The sequence below is a fragment of the Acidobacteriota bacterium genome, from assembly GCA_016712445.1.
Taxonomy (GTDB): domain Bacteria; phylum Pseudomonadota; class Alphaproteobacteria; order Caulobacterales; family Hyphomonadaceae; genus Hyphomonas.
Genome location: JADJRB010000001.1, coordinates 1,627,312 through 1,648,783, shown reverse-complemented (window position 1 = coordinate 1,648,783; position 21,472 = coordinate 1,627,312). Strand labels below are relative to the sequence as shown.

24 protein-coding genes are annotated in these 21,472 nt (G+C 65.6%); 13 read left to right on the top strand and 11 right to left on the bottom strand.

Annotation, left to right across the window (positions count from 1 at the left end):
- Window positions 1-14 precede the first annotated feature (14 nt).
- Both IPK75_08400 and IPK75_08395 read left to right on the top strand, forming a co-directional pair.
- A complete protein-coding gene (locus IPK75_08400; protein ID MBK8198378.1) occupies window positions 15-659 on the top strand; it encodes a CDP-alcohol phosphatidyltransferase family protein in 645 nt (214 codons plus the stop codon).
- Between the two features lie 235 nt (window positions 660-894).
- Window positions 895-1,653, top strand: coding sequence for a murein L,D-transpeptidase (locus tag IPK75_08395; protein MBK8198377.1), 759 nt, complete (start codon window positions 895-897; stop codon window positions 1,651-1,653).
- Window positions 1,654-1,659: 6 nt separating this feature from the next.
- On the opposite strand, the gene IPK75_08390 is transcribed toward IPK75_08395, so the two are convergent.
- Window positions 1,660-2,130 (bottom strand): NUDIX domain-containing protein, encoded by a 471-nt coding sequence (locus tag IPK75_08390; GenBank protein ID MBK8198376.1) that lies wholly within the window; start codon window positions 2,128-2,130, stop codon window positions 1,660-1,662.
- An 8-nt stretch (window positions 2,131-2,138) separates the two neighbouring features.
- Window positions 2,139-3,002 carry a phosphoserine phosphatase SerB gene (gene serB, locus IPK75_08385; GenBank protein ID MBK8198375.1) on the bottom strand — a complete coding sequence of 288 codons (864 nt, stop codon included), beginning with the start codon at window positions 3,000-3,002 and terminating at the stop codon, window positions 2,139-2,141.
- Between the two features lie 119 nt (window positions 3,003-3,121).
- Between serB and miaA the strand changes: the two genes are divergently transcribed.
- The 7 genes from miaA to IPK75_08350 all read left to right on the top strand — a co-directional run bounded on the left by miaA (window position 3,122) and on the right by IPK75_08350 (window position 9,623).
- Window positions 3,122-4,072, top strand: coding sequence for a tRNA (adenosine(37)-N6)-dimethylallyltransferase MiaA (miaA, locus tag IPK75_08380; protein MBK8198374.1), 951 nt, complete (start codon window positions 3,122-3,124; stop codon window positions 4,070-4,072).
- Between the two features lie 190 nt (window positions 4,073-4,262).
- Window positions 4,263-6,056 (top strand): acetolactate synthase 3 large subunit, encoded by a 1,794-nt coding sequence (locus tag IPK75_08375; GenBank protein ID MBK8198373.1) that lies wholly within the window; start codon window positions 4,263-4,265, stop codon window positions 6,054-6,056.
- 37 nt (window positions 6,057-6,093) lie between these two features.
- Window positions 6,094-6,783 (top strand): hypothetical protein, encoded by a 690-nt coding sequence (locus tag IPK75_08370; protein ID MBK8198372.1) that lies wholly within the window; start codon window positions 6,094-6,096, stop codon window positions 6,781-6,783.
- Window positions 6,780-7,349, top strand: coding sequence for an acetolactate synthase small subunit (gene ilvN, locus IPK75_08365; GenBank protein ID MBK8198371.1), 570 nt, complete (start codon window positions 6,780-6,782; stop codon window positions 7,347-7,349). The genes IPK75_08370 and ilvN overlap by 4 nt, the downstream gene beginning before the upstream one ends.
- Window positions 7,346-7,987, top strand: coding sequence for a hypothetical protein (locus tag IPK75_08360; protein ID MBK8198370.1), 642 nt, complete (start codon window positions 7,346-7,348; stop codon window positions 7,985-7,987). Before ilvN ends, IPK75_08360 begins: the two co-directional genes overlap by 4 nt.
- A 56-nt stretch (window positions 7,988-8,043) precedes the next feature.
- On the top strand, window positions 8,044-9,063 hold the full coding sequence (gene ilvC, locus IPK75_08355) for a ketol-acid reductoisomerase (protein ID MBK8198369.1): 1,020 nt from the start codon (window positions 8,044-8,046) through the stop codon (window positions 9,061-9,063).
- 2 nt (window positions 9,064-9,065) lie between these two features.
- Window positions 9,066-9,623 (top strand): GNAT family N-acetyltransferase, encoded by a 558-nt coding sequence (locus tag IPK75_08350; GenBank protein MBK8198368.1) that lies wholly within the window; start codon window positions 9,066-9,068, stop codon window positions 9,621-9,623.
- On the opposite strand, the gene IPK75_08345 is transcribed toward IPK75_08350, so the two are convergent.
- Window positions 9,620-10,300 (bottom strand): lysozyme, encoded by a 681-nt coding sequence (locus IPK75_08345; protein ID MBK8198367.1) that lies wholly within the window; start codon window positions 10,298-10,300, stop codon window positions 9,620-9,622. The genes IPK75_08350 and IPK75_08345 overlap by 4 nt on opposite strands.
- Window positions 10,301-10,373: 73 nt before the next feature.
- Between IPK75_08345 and IPK75_08340 the strand changes: the two genes are divergently transcribed.
- Window positions 10,374-10,859, top strand: a complete 486-nt coding sequence (locus IPK75_08340) for a polymer-forming cytoskeletal protein (protein ID MBK8198366.1) — start codon at window positions 10,374-10,376, stop codon at window positions 10,857-10,859.
- Window positions 10,860-10,864: 5 nt separating this feature from the next.
- On the opposite strand, the gene IPK75_08335 is transcribed toward IPK75_08340, so the two are convergent.
- Window positions 10,865-11,458 carry a sel1 repeat family protein gene (locus IPK75_08335; GenBank protein MBK8198365.1) on the bottom strand — a complete coding sequence of 198 codons (594 nt, stop codon included), beginning with the start codon at window positions 11,456-11,458 and terminating at the stop codon, window positions 10,865-10,867.
- Between the two features lie 144 nt (window positions 11,459-11,602).
- Between IPK75_08335 and IPK75_08330 the strand changes: the two genes are divergently transcribed.
- The 3 genes from IPK75_08330 (at window position 11,603) to IPK75_08320 (ending at window position 15,073) form a co-directional block, all read left to right on the top strand.
- Entirely contained in the window at window positions 11,603-12,574 is a 972-nt protein-coding gene (locus IPK75_08330; protein ID MBK8198364.1) for an SDR family NAD(P)-dependent oxidoreductase, read from the top strand.
- A 59-nt stretch (window positions 12,575-12,633) separates the two neighbouring features.
- Entirely contained in the window at window positions 12,634-13,377 is a 744-nt protein-coding gene (locus IPK75_08325) for a TVP38/TMEM64 family protein (GenBank protein ID MBK8198363.1), read from the top strand.
- A gap of 145 nt (window positions 13,378-13,522) precedes the next feature.
- Window positions 13,523-15,073 (top strand): 2-isopropylmalate synthase, encoded by a 1,551-nt coding sequence (locus IPK75_08320; GenBank protein MBK8198362.1) that lies wholly within the window; start codon window positions 13,523-13,525, stop codon window positions 15,071-15,073.
- Window positions 15,074-15,076: 3 nt separating this feature from the next.
- Here IPK75_08320 and IPK75_08315 read toward each other — a convergent pair whose 3' ends face one another.
- From IPK75_08315 to pheS, 7 genes are all read right to left on the bottom strand, one after another.
- Window positions 15,077-15,364 carry an HPr family phosphocarrier protein gene (locus IPK75_08315; GenBank protein ID MBK8198361.1) on the bottom strand — a complete coding sequence of 96 codons (288 nt, stop codon included), beginning with the start codon at window positions 15,362-15,364 and terminating at the stop codon, window positions 15,077-15,079.
- Complete coding sequence (locus tag IPK75_08310; protein MBK8198360.1) at window positions 15,364-15,774, bottom strand: PTS fructose transporter subunit IIA; 411 nt, start codon at window positions 15,772-15,774, stop codon at window positions 15,364-15,366. The genes IPK75_08315 and IPK75_08310 overlap by 1 nt, the downstream gene beginning before the upstream one ends.
- 99 nt (window positions 15,775-15,873) lie before the next feature.
- Window positions 15,874-16,704: a 4-hydroxy-tetrahydrodipicolinate reductase gene (locus IPK75_08305; protein ID MBK8198359.1), complete on the bottom strand. Its 831-nt coding sequence runs from the start codon at window positions 16,702-16,704 to the stop codon at window positions 15,874-15,876.
- On the bottom strand, window positions 16,701-17,474 hold the full coding sequence (locus tag IPK75_08300; GenBank protein ID MBK8198358.1) for an ion transporter: 774 nt from the start codon (window positions 17,472-17,474) through the stop codon (window positions 16,701-16,703). Before IPK75_08300 ends, IPK75_08305 begins: the two co-directional genes overlap by 4 nt.
- A 27-nt stretch (window positions 17,475-17,501) precedes the next feature.
- Window positions 17,502-19,895 (bottom strand): phenylalanine--tRNA ligase subunit beta, encoded by a 2,394-nt coding sequence (locus tag IPK75_08295; GenBank protein MBK8198357.1) that lies wholly within the window; start codon window positions 19,893-19,895, stop codon window positions 17,502-17,504.
- Window positions 19,892-20,431, bottom strand: coding sequence for an ASCH domain-containing protein (locus tag IPK75_08290; protein ID MBK8198356.1), 540 nt, complete (start codon window positions 20,429-20,431; stop codon window positions 19,892-19,894). The genes IPK75_08295 and IPK75_08290 overlap by 4 nt, the downstream gene beginning before the upstream one ends.
- Entirely contained in the window at window positions 20,368-21,444 is a 1,077-nt protein-coding gene (gene pheS, locus IPK75_08285; protein ID MBK8198355.1) for a phenylalanine--tRNA ligase subunit alpha, read from the bottom strand. The genes IPK75_08290 and pheS overlap by 64 nt, the downstream gene beginning before the upstream one ends.
- Window positions 21,445-21,472 lie beyond the last annotated feature (28 nt).

Sequence of the window (21,472 nt, the reverse complement as noted above, 5' to 3'; positions counted from 1 at the left end):
ATGGCTGTCGGCAGATGCTGGCCTGGATCCCGAATGCCCTGACGATTTCGCGCTGCGTATTCGCAGTGCTGGTCCTGTATGGCGCGCTGAATGCCGCCGAAGCCGGCGCGGCGCTGGGCGAAGCGAGCGGCGACGAGGCGCTGCGGCTGGCGACGATGGAACAGCTCTGGCACCAGTTTGCGCTGCTGGCCTTCCTGTCCGGCGCGCTGACGGATTTCCTGGATGGCTGGGCGGCGCGCCAGTTCAAGGCGGAAAGCCGGTTCGGTGTCTGGTTGGACCCGATCGCCGACAAGCTGCTGGTGGGCCTGGCGCTGCTGGGCGTGGCGATGACGCTGAAGACCTGGCTGGTCTATGTTCCCGCCGCCCTGATCATCGCGCGGGACGTGTTCATGACCTGGCTTCGCACGCGCCCCGAAGCGGCCGGGGTGGTGGCGCCGAGCCATCTTGCCAAGGTGAAGACAGCGGTGGAGATGCTGGCGATTGCCGGCCTGATGTTGCCCTTTGCGCTGGCCCCGACTCTGGTGGTGGAAAGCGGCGCGCGTGCGAGCTGGCCGGCGATCGGGTTCGCGGGTGTGCTGGTCGGCCTGCTATGGCTGGCGGCGCTGCTATCCCTCTACACGGCCGCCGGATATGTACGCGCCGTGCGCCGCGCCGGATAAGCAGACGCCGGCACCCTGGGAGATGCCGGCGTACGGCGGAAACGCCGGGGACCGTGGAGGGAGACGGGTGCGTTCCGCCTGATGTCAGGTGTGACGTGGAGGGCCGTCACGGAAAGAGTGTCGCCCAGATCACTCAACAAACGGTAAAGTTTGCATACGGAAAATTTAAGCTGCGCCGCGTGGCCGGCCCGGTCTTGCCTGATCATCGCCATGATTTGCCCGGAACAGTTCAGCCATGCGCCACCTGCCGGAGAAGAAGCCGAACATCCTTGCGCCCTTGCTGGCGGCGGTGGCCTTCCTTTTGCTTCCCGCGCTGCTCGCCTTTGCGCAGGCGGGTACCGTCCCGACCACGCTGCGCTCGGAGCGGGCCTATGCGGACACGAAACCGCAGATCGAAGCCGACCTCGCCGCGAAGGGCCTGGCCCTCGGCAGCCCGGTCTACCTGCGCCTGACGAAAGCGCCGGCGCAGCTGACGGCCTATGTGCAGGGCACGGACGGAAAGTACGAAGCGTTCCGTACCTGGCCGGTCTGTTCGGTATCGGGCGGACTAGGACCCAAGCTGCGCGAGGGCGACGGCCAGGCGCCGGAGGGATTCTATGCCATCCAGCCGACCCAGATGAACCCGTCGTCCAGCTATCACCTGTCGTTCAATCTCGGCTTCCCGAATGCGTATGACCGCGCCAATGGACGGACGGGAAGCTTCCTGATGGTGCATGGCAGCTGCGTCTCGATCGGCTGTTTCGCGATGACCGATCCGGTGATCGAGGAAATCTGGACGCTGATGCAGGCTGCCTTCGAGAACGGGCAGACGTCCGTGCCCGTCCACATCTTCCCCTTCCCGATGACCGAGGCGAACCTGAAGACGCATGCGACCGACCCGAACGCAGCCTTCTGGCGCGAGATCGCGCCGGCCTGGACGACGTTCGAGACGACCCGCAAGGTGCCGGCTGTTTCAGTGAGCGGCAAATCCTACGTCGTGGGCGTTCAGGGCTAGCGGCGGTCAGTCCTTCGGCACCCACCAGGGCGAAACCGGGGCGCCGTGATATATTTCGCCAAAGCGCAGGCGATTGCCGCGCGTGATGCCGTCCGGCAAGGCGTGCGGATCGACCCAGGCCGTCTCCGCAATTTCCCCGGCGCTGGTGGCCGCGACTTGCTCCCAGCTACCGTAGGGCACGCGGTAGAGGACGACGTGGTCGTTCCGGAAGCTGTGATGGTTCGAATAGAAGCCGAAGATCTCCGGATCACGCAGCAGCTGGATGCCGCCTTCCTCGACGAGTTCCCGGCGCAGCGCTTCGAGCGCTGGCTCGCCATGCTCGACGCCGCCGCCGGGCATGAACCAGCCGTTGATGTAGGTGTGGCGGACCATGAAGACGTGGCCATCGGCGTTTTCGACCGCCGCGCGCACGCCGAGGGTCATCGGGCGGCTGACCCGGAACCAGGCCTGGAAGGCGAGCGTGCGCAGGGAGGGCATCGGCAGGATTATCCGTGTACGAATTCGTCGGCGGTGTAGCCCTGGAAGAACAGCGCGGCGGTCAGATCGGTGTGCCGGATCGAGGCGGCCGCCTCGGCAGCGACCACCGGCTTCGCCTTGTAGGCCACGCCGAGGCCGCCGGCGCGGATCATGTCGAGGTCGTTGGCGCCGTCGCCCATCGCCAGCGCGTCTTCAGGCGAAGCGCCGATTGCGGCGACCGCATCCAGCAGAGCGGTGCGCTTGGCTTCGCGCCCGAGGATCGGACGGCCGACCTCGCCAGTGAGCGCGGCGCCGTCATCGATCAGCGTGTTGCCCTGATGGCCGGCAAAGCCCGCCATCTCCGCGACCCGCGAGGTGAAATAGGTGAAACCGCCGGAGACGAGGAGCGTGGCGGCGCCGTGCGCCTTCATCGTGGCGATCAGCGTGCGCGCGCCGGGGTTCAGCGTGATGCGTTCTTCCAGCGTGCGGGCGAGTTCGCCAAGCGGCAGGCCTTTCAGCATCGCGACGCGTTCGGTGAGGGCAGCTTCAAAGTCCAGCTCGCCGCGCATCGCGCGTTCGGTGATCTTCGAGATCCGGGCCTTCAGGCCGACGGCATCTGCCAGTTCGTCGATACATTCCTGGCCGATGATGGTGGAGTCCATGTCGGAAATGAGCAGGCGCTTGCGGCCGAAACGGGCGCGCGGCAGCACGGCAATATCGGCTTCCAGCTCCGCTTCGAGCCTGGTACGCAGGCCAGTAGGCAGGCAGCCGGGCGGCATTTCGAAGGGGTAGTAGCCGGCCTTCACAGGACCATCATCGCACAGGGCCCGGCCTTCGCCGGCAGCGCCGCCGCACGCATTGATGCCGGCCAGCAAGGCGTGGGCGCCTTTCATGCCGCCGCTATGCGAGGCGGCAATCACAACCCATTCGGTCGACATCCAGAACTCCGGTTTGAGGCAGGCCTGTCTCTAGGTGGCTTTCCTCGCGGCGGGCAAGCCTTTAGTCTCCGAAGATGCATCCTGCGATCCTGATCCACGGTCCCACGGCCAGCGGCAAGTCCGCCCTTGCCATCGAAGTCGCCCGCCGCCTGGGGGGCGAGGTAATCAATGCCGACTCGATGCAGGTTTACGATGGCATGCAGGTAATTTCTGCCCGCCCGACCGAGGAAGAGATGGCCGGCGTGCCCCATCACCTGTTCGGCTATGTTGACCCCGCCACGCGCTATTCGACCGGCGAATGGCTGGAAGCGGCGCGCGGCGTGATCAAGCAGCTGGCGCGGCAGAACAAGCGCGCAGTGTTCGTGGGCGGCACAGGGCTCTACCTGCTGGCGCTGACGCAGGGCCTGTCCGACATTCCGCCCGTGCCAGACGAAATCCGCGCCGACGTGCGCGCGATCAGCGAGGCGGAGGGCGCGGACGGCCTGCGCGCCCGGCTGATGCCGCACGATCCGGAACTCGCCGAACGCCTTGGCACCGGCGACCGGCAACGCCTCGCGCGCGCGTATGAAGTGTGGCTCGCGACCGGGCGGTCGCTGTCGGATTTCCAGACCGAGCGCCAGCCGCCGGTGCTGGAGCCGGGCGAGTGGACGGGCTTTGCGCTGACCCCGCCGCGCGCTGCCCTCTACAAGAAGATCGACCGGCGGTTCGAGGGCATGCTGATGCAGGGCGCGATGAACGAGGCGCGTGACCTGGTGGCGCGCGGGCTGGACCCGGAACTGCCGGTGATGAAGGCGTGCGGCATGCCGTGGCTGACAGCGTTTGCCCGCGGCGAGATGAGCCCGGAGGAAGCCGCCGAAAATGCAAAGCGCGACACGCGGCGCTATGCAAAAAGGCAATTCACCTGGATCGGGCGCCAGTTTCCGTTCTGGACGCGCATTCCCTCGCCCGAAATGGCGAACCGCTTGAGGGTCATTTTTGCCCTTTACAGGGAGATTGACACCGTCCAAGCGGAAGATTATGCCTGAGCGCACGAATTCGAGGAAACGCCCCTTGCGCAAAATGACCGTAGTAAACCTTCGGCGCCCGTAGCTGCCTGATCTTTCAGGTGGTTGCGGGTGCGCACAGAAAAGGGCTTCCTCAGGGGGCCCTTTTTTGTTTGGCCGAAGCCCCCACGCCCTTCCCTTCACCCACGCCTCCCAAAGCCCGAGCCCTGCCATGACAACCAAGACCAAGGCCAAGCCCGCCGATGCCGCTGCTGCGACCGGCCCCCGCACCCTGACCGGCGCGCAGATCGTCGTGGAAGCGCTCCGGGAACAAGGCGTATCGGTGATGTTTGGTTATCCGGGCGGCGCAGTGCTGCCGATCTATGATGCGCTCTACGGTCAGGACGCGATCCGCCACGTGCTGGTGCGCCATGAACAGGGCGCTGGCCATGCTGCCGAAGGCTATGCGCGCTCCACCGGCAAATGCGGCGTGGCGCTGGTCACGTCCGGTCCGGGAGCAACCAACATGGTGACGCCGATCACCGACGCGCTGATGGATTCGATCCCGATGGTGGTGATCACCGGTCAGGTGCCGACGCACCTGATCGGCACGGACGCCTTCCAGGAATGCGACACGACCGGGATCACGCGCACCTGCGCCAAGCACAACTATCTCGTCACCGACATCAACCAGCTCGCGCGGATCATGCACGAGGCCTTCTATGTGGCGACCACGGGCCGGCCGGGGCCGGTCGTGATCGACATCCCGAAGGACATCCAGTTCGCCAGCGGGCCCTATGTCGGCAAGGAAGGCATCACCAAGCCCACTTATGTTCCGCAGCGCACGCCGAACCGCGACGCGATCCGCGCGGCGGCCGATCTGATCACCAAGGCGACGCGGCCGATCTTCTATACCGGCGGCGGCGTCATCAATTCCGGCCCGGCCGCTTCGGCGAAGCTGCGCGAGCTGCAGGAGCTGACCGGCGTGCCGGTCACGTCGACGCTGATGGGGCTCGGCGCCTTCCCGGCCTCGCACCCGGACTGGCTGGGCATGGTCGGCATGCACGGCAGTTTCGAAGCCAACAATGCCATGCATGACAGCGACCTGATGGTCTGTATCGGCGCGCGCTTCGACGACCGGGTGACCGGCCGCGTCGACATGTTCGCGCCGAAGTCCAAGAAGATCCACATCGACATCGACCCCTCCTCGATCAACAAGATCGTGCGCGTGGACGTGCCGGTGGTGGCCGATTGCGCCGAGGCGCTGGACGCACTGATCACCGAGATCAAGGCGCTGAAGCGCAAGCTGCCGGACCTCGCACCCTGGCGTGACCAGATCGATACCTGGCGCGCGCGCCGCTGCTTCAGCTATGCGAACTCCGGCGAGGTGATCAAACCGCAATACGCCATCGAGCGGCTGTATGCGCTGACCAAGGACCGCAAGACCTACATCACAACCGAAGTAGGCCAGCACCAGATGTGGGCGGCGCAGTTCTACCATTTCGACGAGCCGAACCGGTGGATGACTTCCGGCGGCCTCGGCACGATGGGCTACGGCCTGCCGGCGGCGGTGGGCGTGCAATGCGCGCACCCCGACGCGCTGGTGGTCGACATTGCGGGCGAAGCCTCGATCCAGATGATGATGCAGGAGCTGTCGACGGCGGTTCAGCACAAGCTGCCGGTGAAGGTGTTCATCCTCAACAATGAGTGGATGGGCATGGTGCGCCAATGGCAGGAATTGCTGCACGGCGAGCGGTACTCGCACTCCTATTCGGAAAGCCTGCCGGATTTCGTGCTGCTCGCGCAGGCCCTCGGTGGGCACGGCATCCGCTGTGACAAGCCGGACGAGCTGGACGCCAAGATCCTTGAAATGATTGACTATCCGGGTCCTGTATTGTTCGACTGCCGGGTCGAGCGGGCCGAAAACTGCCTGCCGATGATCCCGGCCGGTTCTGCGCACAACCAGATGATCCTCGGCGAGATAACTGGTAACGAGATCGGCGAGGCGGGCCGCAAGCTCGTTTGAGAAAACAAGGCCGTGAACGGTTAGCGTGGGGGAAAAGATGGATTTCGGCAGCCTGCTGGAAATGGGCCGGGAAAACGCCGACGTGCTTGTGGCGATCGGGTCGGCGTTCGTTGCGGCGATCAGCGCCCTGATCGCGCGGGGCGAGACCCGCCGCCAGCGCAAGCTGCAGACCGAGCGCCTGCGCCAGAGCATCGACGCCGCCAGCCTCGACTGGGGCAACTCCGCCATCGACACGCTGGCGCGCGCCGCCATGTTCGCCCGCACGCGCGGCATGCAGGCGAATGATGGCGCCTTCCTCGGCAACAAGGCGAACCTGCTGGTGCAGATATCGACGCTGGTCGACCGCGGCCGGATGTTCTTTCCGAACCTCAGCCCGGACCACAAGGGCGCCGAGAAGGAAGGCGCCTATCGCGGCAGCCGGCCGCCGATCCTCGACGCGCTGATGTGGAGCTATCACGAACTGGAAGCGATGAGCCGCGAAGGCGGCCCGGCGCCGGAAGACTGCGCCCGCTACATCGATGAATGCCGGCGGCTGCTGGTGTCCGAACTGCAGGCCTATCTCGATCCGCGCCGCAAGGACGAAGTGGTCGAACGCTATGACGACCAGTCCGGCAGCGACCGCAATGATGCGATCTCCAAGTCGCAGGCCCTGAAGGGCAAGCTCGAAACCCGCCGGCCGGGCTTCAAGTTCGGCAATGACGCGGCTGCCCCCGAGAGAACGGCATGAACGACAAGACCACACCCGCCAACGGCAACGGGCCGAAGTCCGCTTACTTCCTCTCGCACGAGGATCAAGCGGTCGAGCGGCGCACACTGGCCGTGCTAGTCGACAACGAGCCGGGCGTGCTGGCGCGGGTGGTCGGCCTGTTCTCAGGCCGCGGTTACAACATTGATTCCCTTACTGTTGCCGAGGTGGACGCCAGCCAGCACCGCTCGCGCATCACGATCGTCACCCAGGGCACGCCGCATATCCTCGAGCAGATCGAGGCCCAGCTGCTGCGCATCGTGCCGGTCGCCGAAGTCATCGACATCACCAATTCGAAGACCGGTATCGAGCGCGAACTGGCGCTCGTGAAAGTGGCAGGCAGCGGCGAAAAGCGCGTCGAGGCGCTTCGTATCGCTGAGATTTTCCGCGCACATGTGATAGATACGACCAACGAGAGCTTTATTTTCGAGGTGACGGGCGCCTCCGAGAAGCTGACGCAGTTTGTCGACCTGATGCGCCCGCTGGGCCTGGTCGAGGTCAGCCGGACGGGGGTCCTGTCGATCAAACGGGGAAAGGAGAAAGGATGAAACCCTCTCTCTGGCGCGCCGGGCTTGCTGCCCTCGCCGCCTGTTTCCTGCCGATGGTGGCAGCGGCGCAGGCTGACAATTGCGCGAGCGACCTGTTGAATGCCGCCTTCCTGTCGGACACCTCACCCGACACGGCGAAGCTGAACTGCGACCTCGACCGGGCGGCGAAGATCCGCGATCGCGCGCGCCTGTTCTACGGTCCGCGCTCAGATGCGATCATCGAGATCACCGACACCGCCTCCCCCAGCGGCGCCGCTTACCTCTATGACGTGATGACCGACGGCGCCGGCGTGCGCCTCGATGCGCGCTCGGTACCGGACGGCAAGGGTCCGCACTGCCGGCTGCAGACCAAGCTGCCCGACGACACGGCCAACGCCATGACGATCCTGCTCGGCCAGGTGTCGGATGCCTCGGTACCTTCCTATGGGCCGCGCGAGGAAGTGACGGTCAATGCAGACGGCTCGCGCACCGTGCGGCTGGTCATCGAGAGCCACGACATCATTACCCGCACGCAGACTGAAAACGGCGTGCGCCAATTCTCCCGCCATGCCGGATCCGACGATCCGGTGACGCGGCTCAATAACCTCGTCATCGGCGTCGCCAATGTCAGCCCCAACTGGGTCTGCAAGGCGCCCTGACGGTTCCTCCCATCGCTGTTTCCCACCTTACCCCTTAGCGGAGCTTCCGAACGCACATGAAAATCTATTACGAAAAAGACGCCGACATCTCGCTGATCCAGAAGAAGAAGGTCGCGGTGGTCGGCTATGGCAGCCAGGGGCACGCACACGCTCTGAACCTCAAGGATTCGGGCGTGAAGAACATCAAAGTGGCGCTGCAGGAAGGCTCCGCCTCGCGCAAGAAGGCAACGGACGCCGGCCTTGAAGTGATCTCGGTGGCCGAGGCGGCGAAATGGGCCGACGTGCTGATGATCCTCGTGCCGGACGAAAAGCAGGCGGTGCTGTTCGCCAACGAGATCGAGCCGCACCTGCGCGCCGGCCAGCACATCATGTTCGGGCACGGCTTCAACATCCATTACAATCTCATCCGCCCACGGAAGGATGTGGACGTGTCGCTCTCCGCGCCGAAAGGCCCCGGCCATACGCTGCGCAACCAGTACCAGATGGGCTTCGGCCTGCCGGGCCTGATCGCCATCCACCAGGATGCGACCGGCACGGCCCAGGCGGTTGCCCTCTCCTATTCGAAAGCCATCGGCAATACCCGCGCCGGCGTCATCGAGACGAGCTTCCGCGAAGAGACCGAGACGGACCTCTTCGGCGAACAGGCCGTGCTGTGCGGCGGCATCGTGGAACTGATCAAGGCCGGCTACGAGACGCTGGTCGAGGCCGGTTATGCGCCGGAAATGGCCTATTTCGAATGCCTCCACGAGACCAAGCTGATCGTCGACCTGATCTATGAAGGCGGCATCGCCAACATGAACTACTCGATCTCGAACACGGCCGAATACGGGGAGTACGTGACCGGTCCGCGCGTCGTGAACAGCGCGACCAAGGCCGAGATGAAGAAGGTTCTGGAAGACATCCAGAACGGCACCTTCGCCCGCAACTGGGTGCTGGAGAACCAGGCCGGCGCGCCGGGCTTCCACGCCATGCGCCAGCGGATGAGCAACCATCCGATCGAGGCGGTGGGCGAGAAACTGCGCGGCATGATGCACTGGGCCCAGAACGACCGCCTGGTGGACAAGAGCCGCAACTAGGCATGTCCGCGCCCCGTCTTGAGGGGTTCATCCACCGCGCGGCGGTGCCGGCCGACGAGGACGGCATTGCCGCGCTGATGGAGCTGGCGATCAGCGCGCTGCTGCCGCAGTTCCTGACGCCGCAGCAGGTTGCCCTGTCGCGCTCGATCATGGGCCTCGACCGGCAGCTGATTGCGGACGGGACCTATTTCGTCGTGCTGGACGAGGCGACCGGCCAGCTGGCCGCGAGCGGCGGTTGGAGCAACCGCGCGACCCTGTATGGCGGAGACCATTCGACGGCGCAGCGCAATGCCGCGCTTCTGAAGATGGGCGTCGACGCCGCCCGCATCCGCGCCATGTACACGCATCCTGAGTTCACGCGGCGCGGCCTCGGGCGGTATGTGCTCGAGATCTGCGAAGGCGCGGCCCGCGCGGCCGGCTTTCACCGCGTCGAACTGATGGCGACGCTTGGCGGCGAACCACTTTACCGCGCATGCGGATATGAGGAGATCGAGCGCATGATCAGTGCGTCCGCCGGCGGGGTGGACGTGCCGGGGCTGAGGATGGGCAAGGCGATCTAGTCGGCCGCCCGGTTGAGGTCGACCGGGCCTTCGATGCCGGGCGCCTTGCCTTTCATGGTGTACTGCCAGATCGCGTGGTCCAATGACGGCTTGCCTTCGAGCGACCGGATCCAGAGCGGGTAGCGGTCGAAACCCTCCCCCGCCAGCCATTCGGTGTGGAAGGCGGGTGTGGTGTAGATCACCGGCACCTGGCCGTATTCATCCTCCAGCGCCGCGAGGAAGGTGCGCAGCTGATCAAGCGTAGCCGCCCGCCCGGCGCGCGCCGGGCAATTGTGGGCATGCTCAAGGTCAACGGCCGGCGGGAGGGTGCCGGCGCGCACCTCGACCTGGCGGATGAAGTTCTCCGCCTGCGGGGCGCCTTCGCGGCAAAGCAGGAAGAAGTGATAGGCGCCCACCTGCCAGCCGAGACGGGTCGCCGAGGTCCAGTTCTGCAGGAATTGCTGGTCGACATGGTCGGTGCCTTCGGTCGCCTTGAGATAGACGAACTGGAAAGGCCCGGTGCCGAGGCGGCCCCAGTCGACCGGGCCATTATGGTGCGACAGGTCGATGCCCTCCGCGCCGGGCGGAAGCAGCGGCGCCGGACCAGGCGGCCGGGCCGGTCGGGCGGGCTCGCTGCACCCCGCCAGGAACAGGGCAAATCCGGCCCAAAGTGTAGTCCGCACAATTCTTGCAAGCATCCGGACGGGACCCTTCTTCTTCGGTTAACAATAGGTTAACCTGTGGAAAAGGGCAGGAAAAAGGACCCGCGTGATGGCTGCGACCCCTCCGAAATCAGACACGCCGGCAAAGCCGGCCCGCAACGGACTTGGCAACGCGATTGCCGCCGGCGGCAAGTTTGAAGGCAAGTTCCAGTTTGTCGGACCGGTCATCATCGGCGCGCACCTGCGCGGCGAGATCGAGACCGACGACATGATCCTGGTGGAAGCCAGCGGCAAGATCGAAGGACGTGTGCGCGCGGCGACGCTGATCGTTCACGGGTCGGTCAGCGGAGATATCGAAGCCAGCCGTGCGCTGGAAGTGTGCAGCGGCGGACGCCTCGAAGGCGTCGCCTTCTCGCCGTCGATGCGGGTTGAAGAGCGCACGTTTGTCAGCGCCGACCTGCTGATCGCACCCGAACGCACCGTAGCCCACATCAACAAGGCCGCCTCCGTGCCCGACCTGTCGAACGTCGCGCCGCTGTCGCCGGGCCGCACGGATGCGCCTGAAGTGGCTACCGCCAAGTCTGCAGCAGGCTGAGCCGGCTAGCCGCGGATATCCTTGAGCCGATCGAACGCGTTGTCGTCGGTGTCGTAGACGCCGAGGTCGCGCATGCGGGTGCAGGCCCATTCATAGTCGCGGTCACATGCGCTGGTCAGGGCCTGCGTGCCGGCCACCGTGTCCTTGCGGCCGCCAAGGCCCGTGAAGGCCATGTTGCCGTAAGCGGCGCAGCCACTGACATCGCCATAGTCACAGGCCTTCTTGTAGAGCGCGCGCCCTTCGGCCTGGTTCTCGGTCACGCCGCGGCCTTTGACCGTCAGGTAGGCGAGGCCCGCGCAACCGCGCCCGTCACGGGCATCGCACATGATCTTGTAGGACTTCGCGGCGGCTTTCAGGTCCTGCGCGCCGCCTGAGCCGGTACGCTGCATGTCGGCAAGCTTGAAACAGCCTTCCATATTCTGAGCGGCGCAGGCGGCTTCGGCGGCTTCGCGCGCTGCTTTCTGCTTGGCCTGGCGGGTTTCGGCCTGTTCCAATGCGATTTCGGCCTGCGACCGCTCGACCTTGCCGAACTGGGCAGAGGCGGGAAAGGCGATGGCGCAGCTGAGGACGATCGCTGCCAGCGTCAGGGGTAGTTTCATGGGTCAGCACTCCATACTCAGGTGACAAGCTAGGGGCAGAATTGGGCGATGCGGGGGCAAACCCGCCAACAGATTGCAGTAGCGAGGGCCCTCTCCCCCCGCTACGCTGCTTCTCAACAAGACACCAGAGGAAGGAAACACGCCATGGCTGCACAGGACCAGAACCCGATCAGATCCGGTTTCCACGCCAAGAGTACGGCGCGTGAAGTGGTGGGCGGGATCGACCTCTCGGGCAAAAATGTCATCGTGACGGGCGGCTATTCGGGCATCGGCCTTGAAACCGTGCGCGCACTCGCAGGCGCCGGCGCGCGGGTGACGGTGCCGGCCCGGCGACCGGACGTCGCCGCGACCGCGCTCGCCGACGTCGCCGGCGAGATCGAGATTGCAGACATGGACCTCGGCGATATCGCGAGCGTGCGCCGGTTTGCCGACCATTACCTCGACTCCAAGCGCCCGCTGGACATCCTGATCAACAATGCCGGCATCATGGCGACGCCGTTCGGCCGTGTCGGTAAGGGATGGGAAACCCAGTTCGGCACCAACCATCTCGGCCACATGGCGCTGGCGATGAAACTCGCCCCGGCGCTGCAGGAGGCGCAGGGCGCGCGGATCGTCGCGCTCTCCTCCATCGGGCATGTCCGTTCTGACGTGATCTGGGACGACCCGAACTACGAGAAGCGCCCGTATGACAAATGGGAGGCCTATGGCCAGGCGAAGTCTGCCAATGCCCTGTTCGCTCTGGGGGTCGACCTGCTCGGCCGCGAAGTCGGCGTGCGGGCCTTTTCCGTGCACCCGGGCGGCATCTTCACGCCGCTGCAACGCCACCTCGATGACGAGGAAATGGCCGCGCTTGGCTGGAAGAACCCGGACGGCACAATCCCCGACGCCGTGAAGGCCGCGTTCAAGACGCCGGAACAGGGCGCCTCCACGACGGTCTGGGCAGCGACCTCGCCGAAGCTCGCCGGCAAGGGCGGCGTTTACTGCGAGAATTGCGACATCGCGCGGATGGCCGGCCCCGACAGCCAGCGGTTCGAACATGCCCGCGAATGGATTGCGGATGACGCGCGCGCCCGGCGGCTGTGGGAGATGAGCGAGAAGATGCTGGCCGACGCCTGACAGCAGACCTGCCTCGCCGAGATTGACGCAGCGGCGCACCTGTCGCACCTGATCGCGCCATGACGAGCGAGCCCACCGCCCCTGCCCCTTCATCGCGCCGCGCCCTGTATGTCGGGCTCGGCCTGCTGGTCGCCGTGCTGGGCGTGTTCGCGCTCGGAAAGATGGGCCAGCTGCCGGGCCTCGAAGAAGCAGAAGACTGGTTGCGCGCGCTGGCCGACAGCCATTGGGGCCTGCCCGCAGTCATTCTCGTGTTCTGCGTCGCAGCCTTCATCGGCGTGCCGCAGTTTGCGCTGATCGCCGCGGCGGTTGCCGTGTTCGGGCCGGTGATGGGCGCGGTCTATGGCTGGGTGGCGAACATGTTGTCGGGCGCGCTGACCTTCTGGATCGGCCGGGCCGGCGGCGAGGCCGCTGTGCGCCGGTATGCCGGGCCGCGGGCGCGCCGGCTGTCAGACCTGATCGGGCGCAACGCCTTCCTCGCGAGCGCCATCGTGCGCAGCGTGCCGGCCGGGCCGTTCCTGATCGTCAACATGGTGTTCGGGGCAAGCTCGGCGAAGTTCCGCGACTACTGGGCCGGGATGGCGCTCGGCATCCTGCCGAAGATCCTGCTGGTCGCCGTTGGCTGGAATACCATCGTGGCCGCTTTTACCGGCAACCCCGTCACCGCCGTCACCTTCGGCCTGATCGGCGCGGCGCTATATGCCGGGATCGCCTATTTCATCGTTCGCCAGGCCCGTAAGAGCTGGCAAAATGTTCCTGAAACAACGGTTGAATCGGTTGACACTGGGCAAGCGCGCAGCGAATAGTGCCGCGATGCGCAAAGTCTTGCCCCTCCTGCTACTTCTTACCGGCCCCTGGCCGGTGCTGGCTGCCTCGGCCTGAGGCGGACCCGCGGCCAGGGGATGTTTTGAGACTTCGCCCCCAAACCCCAGTTTCGACAGAGCCGCCGACATGACCTCCCCGACCAAGACCGCGAAAAAACCGCGTGTAATGATTTTTGACACCACGATGCGTGATGGCGAGCAGTCGCCGGGCGCATCGATGACGCACAATGAGAAGCTGGAACTGGCCACCCTTCTCGAAGACATGGGCGTCGACATCATCGAGGCCGGCTTCCCGGCGGCTTCGGACGGTGATTTCGCCGCCGTCAGCGCGATTGCCGCGCAATCGAAATCCGCCATCATCTGCGGCCTCGCCCGCTCCACCCCGCAGGACATCGACCGCTGCGGCGAAGCCGTGCGCAAGGCCGCGCGCCCGCGCATCCACACATTCATCTCGACCAGCCCCGTGCACATGAAGCATAAGCTGAAGATGGGCCCGAACGCCGTGCTGGAAGCGGTGGGCCGCTCGGTGTCGCAGGCGCGCAACCTGGTGGATGATGTCGAATGGAGCGCCGAAGACGCGACGCGCACCGAGTTCGATTTCCTCTGCAAATGCATCGACGCGGCCATCGCCTCTGGCGCCACGACGATCAACGTGCCGGACACCGTGGGCTATTCGCACCCCGACGAGTATGGCGCGCTGATCCGCAGGCTGATCGAAAATGTTCCGAACTCGGACAAGGTGATCTGGTCGACGCATTGCCACAACGATCTCGGGCTTGCGGTGGCAAACTCGCTGGCGGGCATGGCCAATGGCGCGCGCCAGATCGAATGCACGATCAACGGGCTTGGCGAGCGCGCGGGCAACGCGGCGCTGGAAGAGATCGTGATGGCGATGAAAGTGCGCGGCGACACGCTGCCTTACGAGACCGGCATTGACGCAAGCTATCTCGCCCGCGCCTCCGCAATGGTGAGCCGGATCACCGGCTTCCCGGTCCAGTACAACAAGGCAATCGTCGGCAAGAACGCCTTCGCGCACGAAAGCGGCATCCACCAGGATGGCATGCTGAAGAACTCCGAGACCTACGAGATCATGAAGCCGGAGGATGTCGGCGTCGCGAAAACCTCGCTGGTGATGGGCAAGTTGTCGGGCCGCAATGCCTTCCGCGACAAGCTGGAATCGATGGGCTACTTCATCGAGGGCGAGGCGCTGAACGATGCCTTCAAGCGCTTCAAGGACCTCGCCGACCGCAAGAAGCATGTGTTCGATGACGACATCATCGCGCTGGTGGACGAGCAGCTGGCGGCCGAAGGCGAGCGTATCGCGTTCAAGCGCCTGCGCGTCGTGGCCGGCACGGATGGTCCGCAGACGGCGGAAATCGATCTCGTGGTCGACGGCGAAGAGAAATACGCCATCGCGCGCGGCAATGGCCCGGTCGATGCGGTGTTCAATGCGATCCGGCTGATCGTGCCGCACCAGGCGGTGCTGGAGCTCTACCAGGTGCACGCCGTGACCGGCGGCACGGACGCGCAGGCCACCGTCTCGGTGCGCCTCAATGGCGACGGCATCATGGCTACAGGCCGCTCGTCCGATCCCGACACGCTGGTCGCCAGCGCGCGCGCCTACCTGCACGCCCTCAACAAGCTGGAAGTGCGCAAGGCGAAGCGGAAGGCGGCTTAGGGCCTAGCTGTCCGTCTCGCCGAAGCCGTCCTCGATGAGGGCGGCAATGGCGTCCACGGCGGCATCGGCTTGGGCGCCCCTGCCCTTGATCTCCACCGTGCACCCGGTGTGGGCGACGAGCATCAGCAGGTCCATGATCGAGCGGGCGTCCGCTGTCTCGCTCTCATGGCTGACGAAGACCTGCGCGTCGTATTCACCGGCGAGACGGGCCACCTTGGCCGAGGCCCGCGCGTGCAAGCCCTTTCGGTTGATGATGGTTGCGCGCCGGACGGCCGGAAAAGCGTCAGACATCAGCAGGACGGCAACTTTGCGAGGACGTCGGAAGCGATGGTGATGTACTTGCGGCCACCTTCGGCGGCGTCGGAGGCGCATTCATCAAGGCTGAGCACGTCGCGCGTCTGGGCGAGCTTGATCAGCATGGGAAGGTTGGCGCCGGAGACGATTTCCATCTTGGCCCGGCTGCGCAGCGAGAGGACGAGGTTCGAGGGCGTGCCGCCGAACATGTCCGTAAGCACGATAACGCCGCGCCCGGCTTCACAGGCCTTTATTGCTTCCAGGATGGCGTCGCGCTTCAGGTCGAGGTCTTCGTCGGCATCGATCGACACCGCGCGCGTACGCCGCAACCGGCCGACCACGTGTTCCGCGGCCGCGACCAGTTCGTGGGCAAGTCTGCCATGGCTAACGACAACAATGCCGATCATGGTGCCTTCAAAACGCGCTTCGTATCTTTACAGGACCGTCACGTTGTCACGATGCTGCGGCGCGTCAAGGCGCATTCAGCCGACGGCGCGCGCGTTTCCTCAGCCGGTGTGGCCGAGACCCAACACCTCATCCATGCCGTAAAGACCGGGGGGCTGGCGGGCGGCCCAGACGGCGGCGTGCAGGGCGCCATCGGCAAAAACCGCCCGGTCGAGCGCCATGTGCGACAGGCGCAGCACTTCGCGCGGTGAGGCCATCATCACTTCGTGTTCACCATAAATACCCCCGGCGCGGCGCACGGCCATGCCGATTTCGCCTTCCTTGCGGGGCGCATCCGGACCGAGATAGGGCGGCGCCAGCACGTCCTTCAGGGAGACGCCCCGGCCGGCCGCAGCGGCCTCGCCCAGCATCAGGGCAGTGCCGGACGGCGCGTCGACCTTCAGGCGGTGGTGGGACTCGAGGATCTCAATGTCCCAGTCCGCCCCGAGACGCGATGCCGCAAGGCGCGTGAGGCCTTGCAGCAGGTTGATGCCGAGCGAAAAGTTGCCGGACTTGACGATGGCGAAGCGCTTGGCGGCGGTGCGGATAGCGCCGTCCTGCGCCGCGCTGAGGCCGGTCGTGCCGATGACGACCGCGCGCACGCTGGTGGCTTGCAGCGCGTCCAGAGCAGCGAGGGTCGCGTCCGGCCGGGTGAAGTCGATCCAGATGTCGGCGCCGCCGGCTGCTTCGGCGACGTCCGGTGACGGCCAGGCACCCACCGGCTTGCGGCCGGCCAGTACACCGATGTCTTCATCGAACACGCCGGCAGCGGCTATTTCACTTGCGCCGGACAGGACGAGGCCCCGATCGAGCGCCATGGCCGCGATCTGGCGGCCCATGCGGCCGGCAACCCCCGCGACGGCGACTTTCAGGGCGGGTGCGGATGTGGTCATTCGGTCGGTCCCCGCTCGCGGCGTTCCCTCAGTTCATCGGAAAAGGCGCTGGCGAACACACCGGCCGGCAGCGCGACCACACCGATACCGGCAATCGCGATGATCGCCGAGAAGAATCTCCCGAGCGGCGTGACCGGATAGACATCGCCGTAGCCGACCGTGGTCAGGGTGGCGACCGCCCACCAGATGGCGCGGGGGATCGAGGCAAACTGTTCCTGATGTTCGCCGCCGACACCTTCAACGAAATAGAGCAGCACCGCGGCGACATAGACCAGCGTCAGCGCCACGGCGAGGCTGGTCAGGAGCTGCGAGCTCGACCGGCGAAGCGCCGCGCCGAGCGCATCGAAGGCCGGCACGAAACGCGCAATCTTGACGAGGCGGGCAAGGCGCAGGACCCGCAGGACCAGCAGCGATCCGCCGCCGCCCGCCGCCATGACGATCAGTTCCGGCGCGAAGGCCAGGAAGTCCGCGATGGAATAGAAGCGGGTCATGTACTTCAGCCGCCCGCCGATGCCGCGGAATTGCGGGTCGACACCTGCCACCCAGATCCTCGCGATGTACTCGATGCTGAATATTCCGAGGACGGACAGGTTGAAGATTTCAAACGCGCGCATCCAGCGGGGATCGGTGTTGAGCGTGGGCTCGGTTTCCAGCGCGAGGAAAAGGAACGAGGCCAGCACCACGCCGACGATGAACAGGTTGAGCCTCGAGATACCCGATGCGCGCGCCTCCGGCACCAGTTGCTGGTAGAGCGATGTCTTCAAGCTCATGCGGCCCCCTTCGCGCGGGCGCCCGCGCTATCCGCGCAGCACGCCGCCCGTTCCTTTTGACACGGAAGCGATGATCCGGTCCATGATCGCCTGGATCTGCTCGTCCTTGAGCGCCTCGCGCGGCTGGATTGTCACTTCGAACGCCACCGACTTCTTGCCTTCCGGCACGCCCTGCCCCTGGTAGACGTCGAACACGTCGACCTTCGAAACAAGCAGCTTCTCGGCCGCCTGCGCATGCTTGACGAGCTCGCCTGCCGCCACGCCCTCGTCCACGACAAAGGCAAGGTCACGCCGGATCGGGGTGAGGTCGGCGCGCTCGAGCACCGGCTTCGTCTTGGTCGACTTCGCCTTCATCACCGGCAATGCATTGAGGTTCAGTTCGAACGCATAGACCGGCCCATCGACGCCGAGCGCCTTCAGCACGCCGGGATGCAGCGCACCGAAATTGGCCACGGTCATCTTCGGACCGAGCTTGAGGCTCGCCGACTGGCCGGGATGCCAGTGCGACTGCGTGGCGGGCGCCACCTGGAACTTCTCGCCTGGCTGGCCGAGCGCCGCGAGCAGGGCGAACAGGTCGGACTTGGCCGCGAACGCGTCATAGGCAGGCGGCGTGCCCTGCCAGTGGCGCTGCGGCGAAGGCTGGACGAGACCAGCGATGACGGTGCGCTGGTCTTTTGGACCGTCGCCCAGATAGACAGGGCCGGCTTCGAACAAGCGGATGTTGCGCTCGCCGCGATTGGCGGACGCCTGCGCTGCGCGTGCGAGATTTCCGAGTACGGACGGACGCATGTAGTTCAGTTCGCTGGCGACCGGGTTCGCCACCGTCATCGCATCTTCGGTCTTGACGAAAAGCGCCGCGTGCTCCTTCGCCATGAAGCTCCAGGTCACGGCCTCCAGGAAGCCGCGCGCCGCCATGGCACGGCGTGCGATCGCCACGCGGCCTTGGCGCGCAGAAGCTGCGCTCTGCTTCATGCCGGCGCGCATCGGCAGAGAGGTTGTCGGCAACTGGTCGTAGCCGACGAGCCGCGCGACCTCCTCCACGATGTCGGCCGAGCGATCAATGTCGAACCGGTGCGAGGGCGGCATCAGGTACCAGGCATCACCGGCATCCTCGATGTCGATCTCGAGATCCTTCAGGATACGTTTCATCTCGGCCGGCTTCACGACGAGGCCGGTCAGGCGCTCGACGTCGCTATGGTAGAAGGTGACCTTTTGCAGACGGGCCGGGATTGATCCTGCGATGCGCGCCTTGGTCGCTGCGCCGCCGCCATATTCAAGGATCAGCGCGAGGGCGAGGTTCAATCCGTCCACGCAGCTTTGCGGGTCCACGCCGCGCTCGAACCGGTAGCGGGCGTCCGAATGGATTCCCGTTGCGCGGCCGGTGCGCGCCGTGCGCAGCGGGTCGAACCAGGCGCTCTCGATGAAGACATCGACCGTCTCCACGGAGACGCCCGTCGGCTCACCGCCCATCACCCCGCCCAGTCCGATGACGCCGGAATTGTCGGCGATGACGCACATGTCATCGGAGACCTGGTAGGTCTTGCCGTCGAGGGCGAGGAAGCTTTCGCCCGCCTTTCCAAGCCGGGCCACGACAGGCCCGGACAGCTTCGCCGCGTCATAGACGTGCAACGGGCGGGCGCGGTCCAGCGAGATATAGTTGGTGACGTCAACCAGCAACGAGCGCGGCTGCAGGCCTGCTGCCTTGAGGCGCGCCTGCATCCAGTCCGGGGACGGACCATTGGTGACGCCGCGCACCAGCGCGCCGGCAAACATCGGGCACGCCTCCGGAGCTTCGAGCCGGATCTCGACCGGGCAGTCGCCGCTGCCAGGCACCTTCTTCGCATCGTTGCGCAGGAAGCGGCCCGCGCCGGCGGCGGCGAGATCGCGCGCGATGCCCTGCACGCCCAGCCAGTCCGGGCGGTTCGGCGTCACCTCGAAATCGATGACCGCATCGGTGGCGCCCAGCGCTTCGGCCGCCGGCATGCCGAGCGGCAGGTCGCCCGAGAGATCGAGGATGCCGTCATGGTCATCGCCGATTTCCAGCTCGCGCGAGGAGCACATCATGCCATGGCTTTCGACGCCGCGAATGGCGCGCGGCTTCTTGTCGAGCGCCATGTCGAGGCCCGGTATCCAGGCGCCGAGCGGCGCATAGATCGCTGTCATGCCTGCACGCGCATTAGGAGCGCCGCAGACGATCTGCTTGACGCCGTCGATCGTCTCGACCTTGCAGACACGCAGCTTGTCCGCCTGCGGATGAGGCTCGGCCTCGAGCACCTTGCACACGGAGAACGCGGCCAGCGCCTTCTTCGGGTCAACAACGTGCTCAACCTCAAGCCCCGCCTTGCCCATGAAGCCGAGGATCTCGTCGAGCGACGCTTTGGACACGAGATGGTCGCTAAGCCAGGAGAGGGTGAATTTCATGAGTCTGCTCCAAGAGCGGTGTATCCGGCAGCCAGCGCCTTTGCGCGCTCAACTTTCAGGTATTCGGGCGCGCGGGCAGCAAAACCGCTATCAAGCACATCGACGAGACGAAACTTCTCGAAGATCACTTTCATGTCCGGCGCATAGGTGCCTTCGCGTTGAAAATAAGCTTTGTGCGCATCAAACCAGTAGGCGTAACTCAGATCGCCCTCGCCTTCGCAAGCGGCCTGCGCAGGCGTCACCGCATCCAAATGCAAAACGTCGAACGAGAGCGTTTCTATGACAGCCACAGGACGTCCTTGCCCGCAGAGCACAACTTGACGCTCGCCGATCTCCGCCTCGAATCCGTGAACCTCCGCCGAGCAGGTCGCGGTCTTTACGCCCACGACAACCAGCGCCGCGAGACGATCAGCCAGTTCGGGGCTGTCGCCAAAGCGGAACTGCTTCAAGCTTGACCAATCCGATTTCGACGTCACGACAACCCTCCGCTGACGGACGGCGTCAACCAGGGCGAGAAGCCGTAGTGGCGCGACCATTGCGGGTCAGCCTCGAAGAAGGGGCGAAGGTCCGGCATGCCGTATTTCAGCATGGCGAGACGGTCGACGCCCATGCCGAAGGCAAAGCCCTGGTGGACCGCCGGGTCGAGCCCGCAATTGCGCAGCACGTTGGGATGCACCATCCCGCAGCCGAGAATCTCGAGCCAGTCCGTGCCTTTGCCGATCTCGACCACGCCGCCGGCGCGGTGGCATTGTACGTCGACTTCCGCCGAAGGCTCCGTGAACGGAAAGAAGTGCGGGCGGAAGCGCGTCGTCGCATTGTCGACCTCGAAGAAGGCCTTCAGGAAGTCTTCCAGGCAACCCTTGAGGTGGCCCATGTGGATGCCTTCCTCGATGACCAGACCTTCGACCTGGTGGAACATCGGCGTGTGGGTCGCGTCCCAGTCATTGCGGAACACGCGGCCCGGCACGATGATCCGGATCGGCGGCTTCTCGGTCATCATCGTGCGCACCTGAACCGGGCTCGTATGGGTACGGAGCACCTTGGGAAGGTTGCCCTGCCCCTGCTTCAGGAAAAACGTGTCGTGCGTCTCGCGGGCCGGGTGGCCTTCCGGGAAGTTCAGCGCGGTGAAGTTGTGCCAGTCGTCTTCGATGTCCGGGCCTTCGGCTACGCGGAAACCCATGTCGCCGAAGATGGCAGCGATTTCCTCGAACACCTGCATCACCGGGTGCAGCGCCCCTTCCCCGGCTGTGGGCGCGCCGGGCAGCGTCAGGTCAACCTTCTCGCGCACCAGCTGGGCTTCAAGCGCGGCCGACTCGAGCACGCCCTTGCGGGCGCGCACAGCGTCTTCGATACGCCCCTTCAGGGCGTTCAGGGCCGGGCCCTTTTCCTTGCGCTCTTCGGGCGCCATGGCGCCGAGCGTGCCCATCAGGCCGGAGACCCGGCCCTTCTTTCCAAGCTCGGCCACGCGCACGGCGTCCAGCGCGTCGAGGCTGGCCGCGCCCTTGATGGCGGCCAGCGCTTCCTGCTCGATGGATGTGATGTCGGACATGGAAATGCCCCTTCCAGAAAACCAAGCC

Bases quoted from the DNA above. Each gene is read 5' to 3' on its own strand.
- IPK75_08290 (MBK8198356.1), bottom strand. From the start codon at position 20,431: ATGGTCGCGCCACTACGGCTTCTCGCCCTGGTTGACGCCGTCCGTCAG.
- IPK75_08390 (MBK8198376.1), bottom strand. From the start codon at position 2,130: ATGCCCTCCCTGCGCACGCTCGCCTTCCAGGCCTGGTTCCGGGTCAGC.
- IPK75_08340 (MBK8198366.1), top strand. From the start codon at position 10,374: ATGGCTGCGACCCCTCCGAAATCAGACACGCCGGCAAAGCCGGCCCGC.
- miaA (MBK8198374.1), top strand. From the start codon at position 3,122: ATGCATCCTGCGATCCTGATCCACGGTCCCACGGCCAGCGGCAAGTCC.
- IPK75_08330 (MBK8198364.1), top strand. From the start codon at position 11,603: ATGGCTGCACAGGACCAGAACCCGATCAGATCCGGTTTCCACGCCAAG.
- IPK75_08320 (MBK8198362.1), top strand. From the start codon at position 13,523: ATGACCTCCCCGACCAAGACCGCGAAAAAACCGCGTGTAATGATTTTT.
- IPK75_08300 (MBK8198358.1), bottom strand. From the start codon at position 17,474: ATGAGCTTGAAGACATCGCTCTACCAGCAACTGGTGCCGGAGGCGCGC.
- serB (MBK8198375.1), bottom strand. From the start codon at position 3,002: ATGAAAGGCGCCCACGCCTTGCTGGCCGGCATCAATGCGTGCGGCGGC.
- pheS (MBK8198355.1), bottom strand. From the start codon at position 21,444: ATGTCCGACATCACATCCATCGAGCAGGAAGCGCTGGCCGCCATCAAG.
- IPK75_08335 (MBK8198365.1), bottom strand. From the start codon at position 11,458: ATGAAACTACCCCTGACGCTGGCAGCGATCGTCCTCAGCTGCGCCATC.
- ilvC (MBK8198369.1), top strand. From the start codon at position 8,044: ATGAAAATCTATTACGAAAAAGACGCCGACATCTCGCTGATCCAGAAG.
- IPK75_08370 (MBK8198372.1), top strand. From the start codon at position 6,094: ATGGATTTCGGCAGCCTGCTGGAAATGGGCCGGGAAAACGCCGACGTG.
- IPK75_08345 (MBK8198367.1), bottom strand. From the start codon at position 10,300: ATGCTTGCAAGAATTGTGCGGACTACACTTTGGGCCGGATTTGCCCTG.
- IPK75_08375 (MBK8198373.1), top strand. From the start codon at position 4,263: ATGACAACCAAGACCAAGGCCAAGCCCGCCGATGCCGCTGCTGCGACC.
- IPK75_08310 (MBK8198360.1), bottom strand. From the start codon at position 15,774: ATGATCGGCATTGTTGTCGTTAGCCATGGCAGACTTGCCCACGAACTG.
- ilvN (MBK8198371.1), top strand. From the start codon at position 6,780: ATGAACGACAAGACCACACCCGCCAACGGCAACGGGCCGAAGTCCGCT.
- IPK75_08400 (MBK8198378.1), top strand. From the start codon at position 15: ATGCTGGCCTGGATCCCGAATGCCCTGACGATTTCGCGCTGCGTATTC.
- IPK75_08350 (MBK8198368.1), top strand. From the start codon at position 9,066: ATGTCCGCGCCCCGTCTTGAGGGGTTCATCCACCGCGCGGCGGTGCCG.
- IPK75_08295 (MBK8198357.1), bottom strand. From the start codon at position 19,895: ATGAAATTCACCCTCTCCTGGCTTAGCGACCATCTCGTGTCCAAAGCG.
- IPK75_08305 (MBK8198359.1), bottom strand. From the start codon at position 16,704: ATGACCACATCCGCACCCGCCCTGAAAGTCGCCGTCGCGGGGGTTGCC.
- IPK75_08360 (MBK8198370.1), top strand. From the start codon at position 7,346: ATGAAACCCTCTCTCTGGCGCGCCGGGCTTGCTGCCCTCGCCGCCTGT.
- IPK75_08325 (MBK8198363.1), top strand. From the start codon at position 12,634: ATGACGAGCGAGCCCACCGCCCCTGCCCCTTCATCGCGCCGCGCCCTG.
- IPK75_08395 (MBK8198377.1), top strand. From the start codon at position 895: ATGCGCCACCTGCCGGAGAAGAAGCCGAACATCCTTGCGCCCTTGCTG.
- IPK75_08315 (MBK8198361.1), bottom strand. From the start codon at position 15,364: ATGTCTGACGCTTTTCCGGCCGTCCGGCGCGCAACCATCATCAACCGA.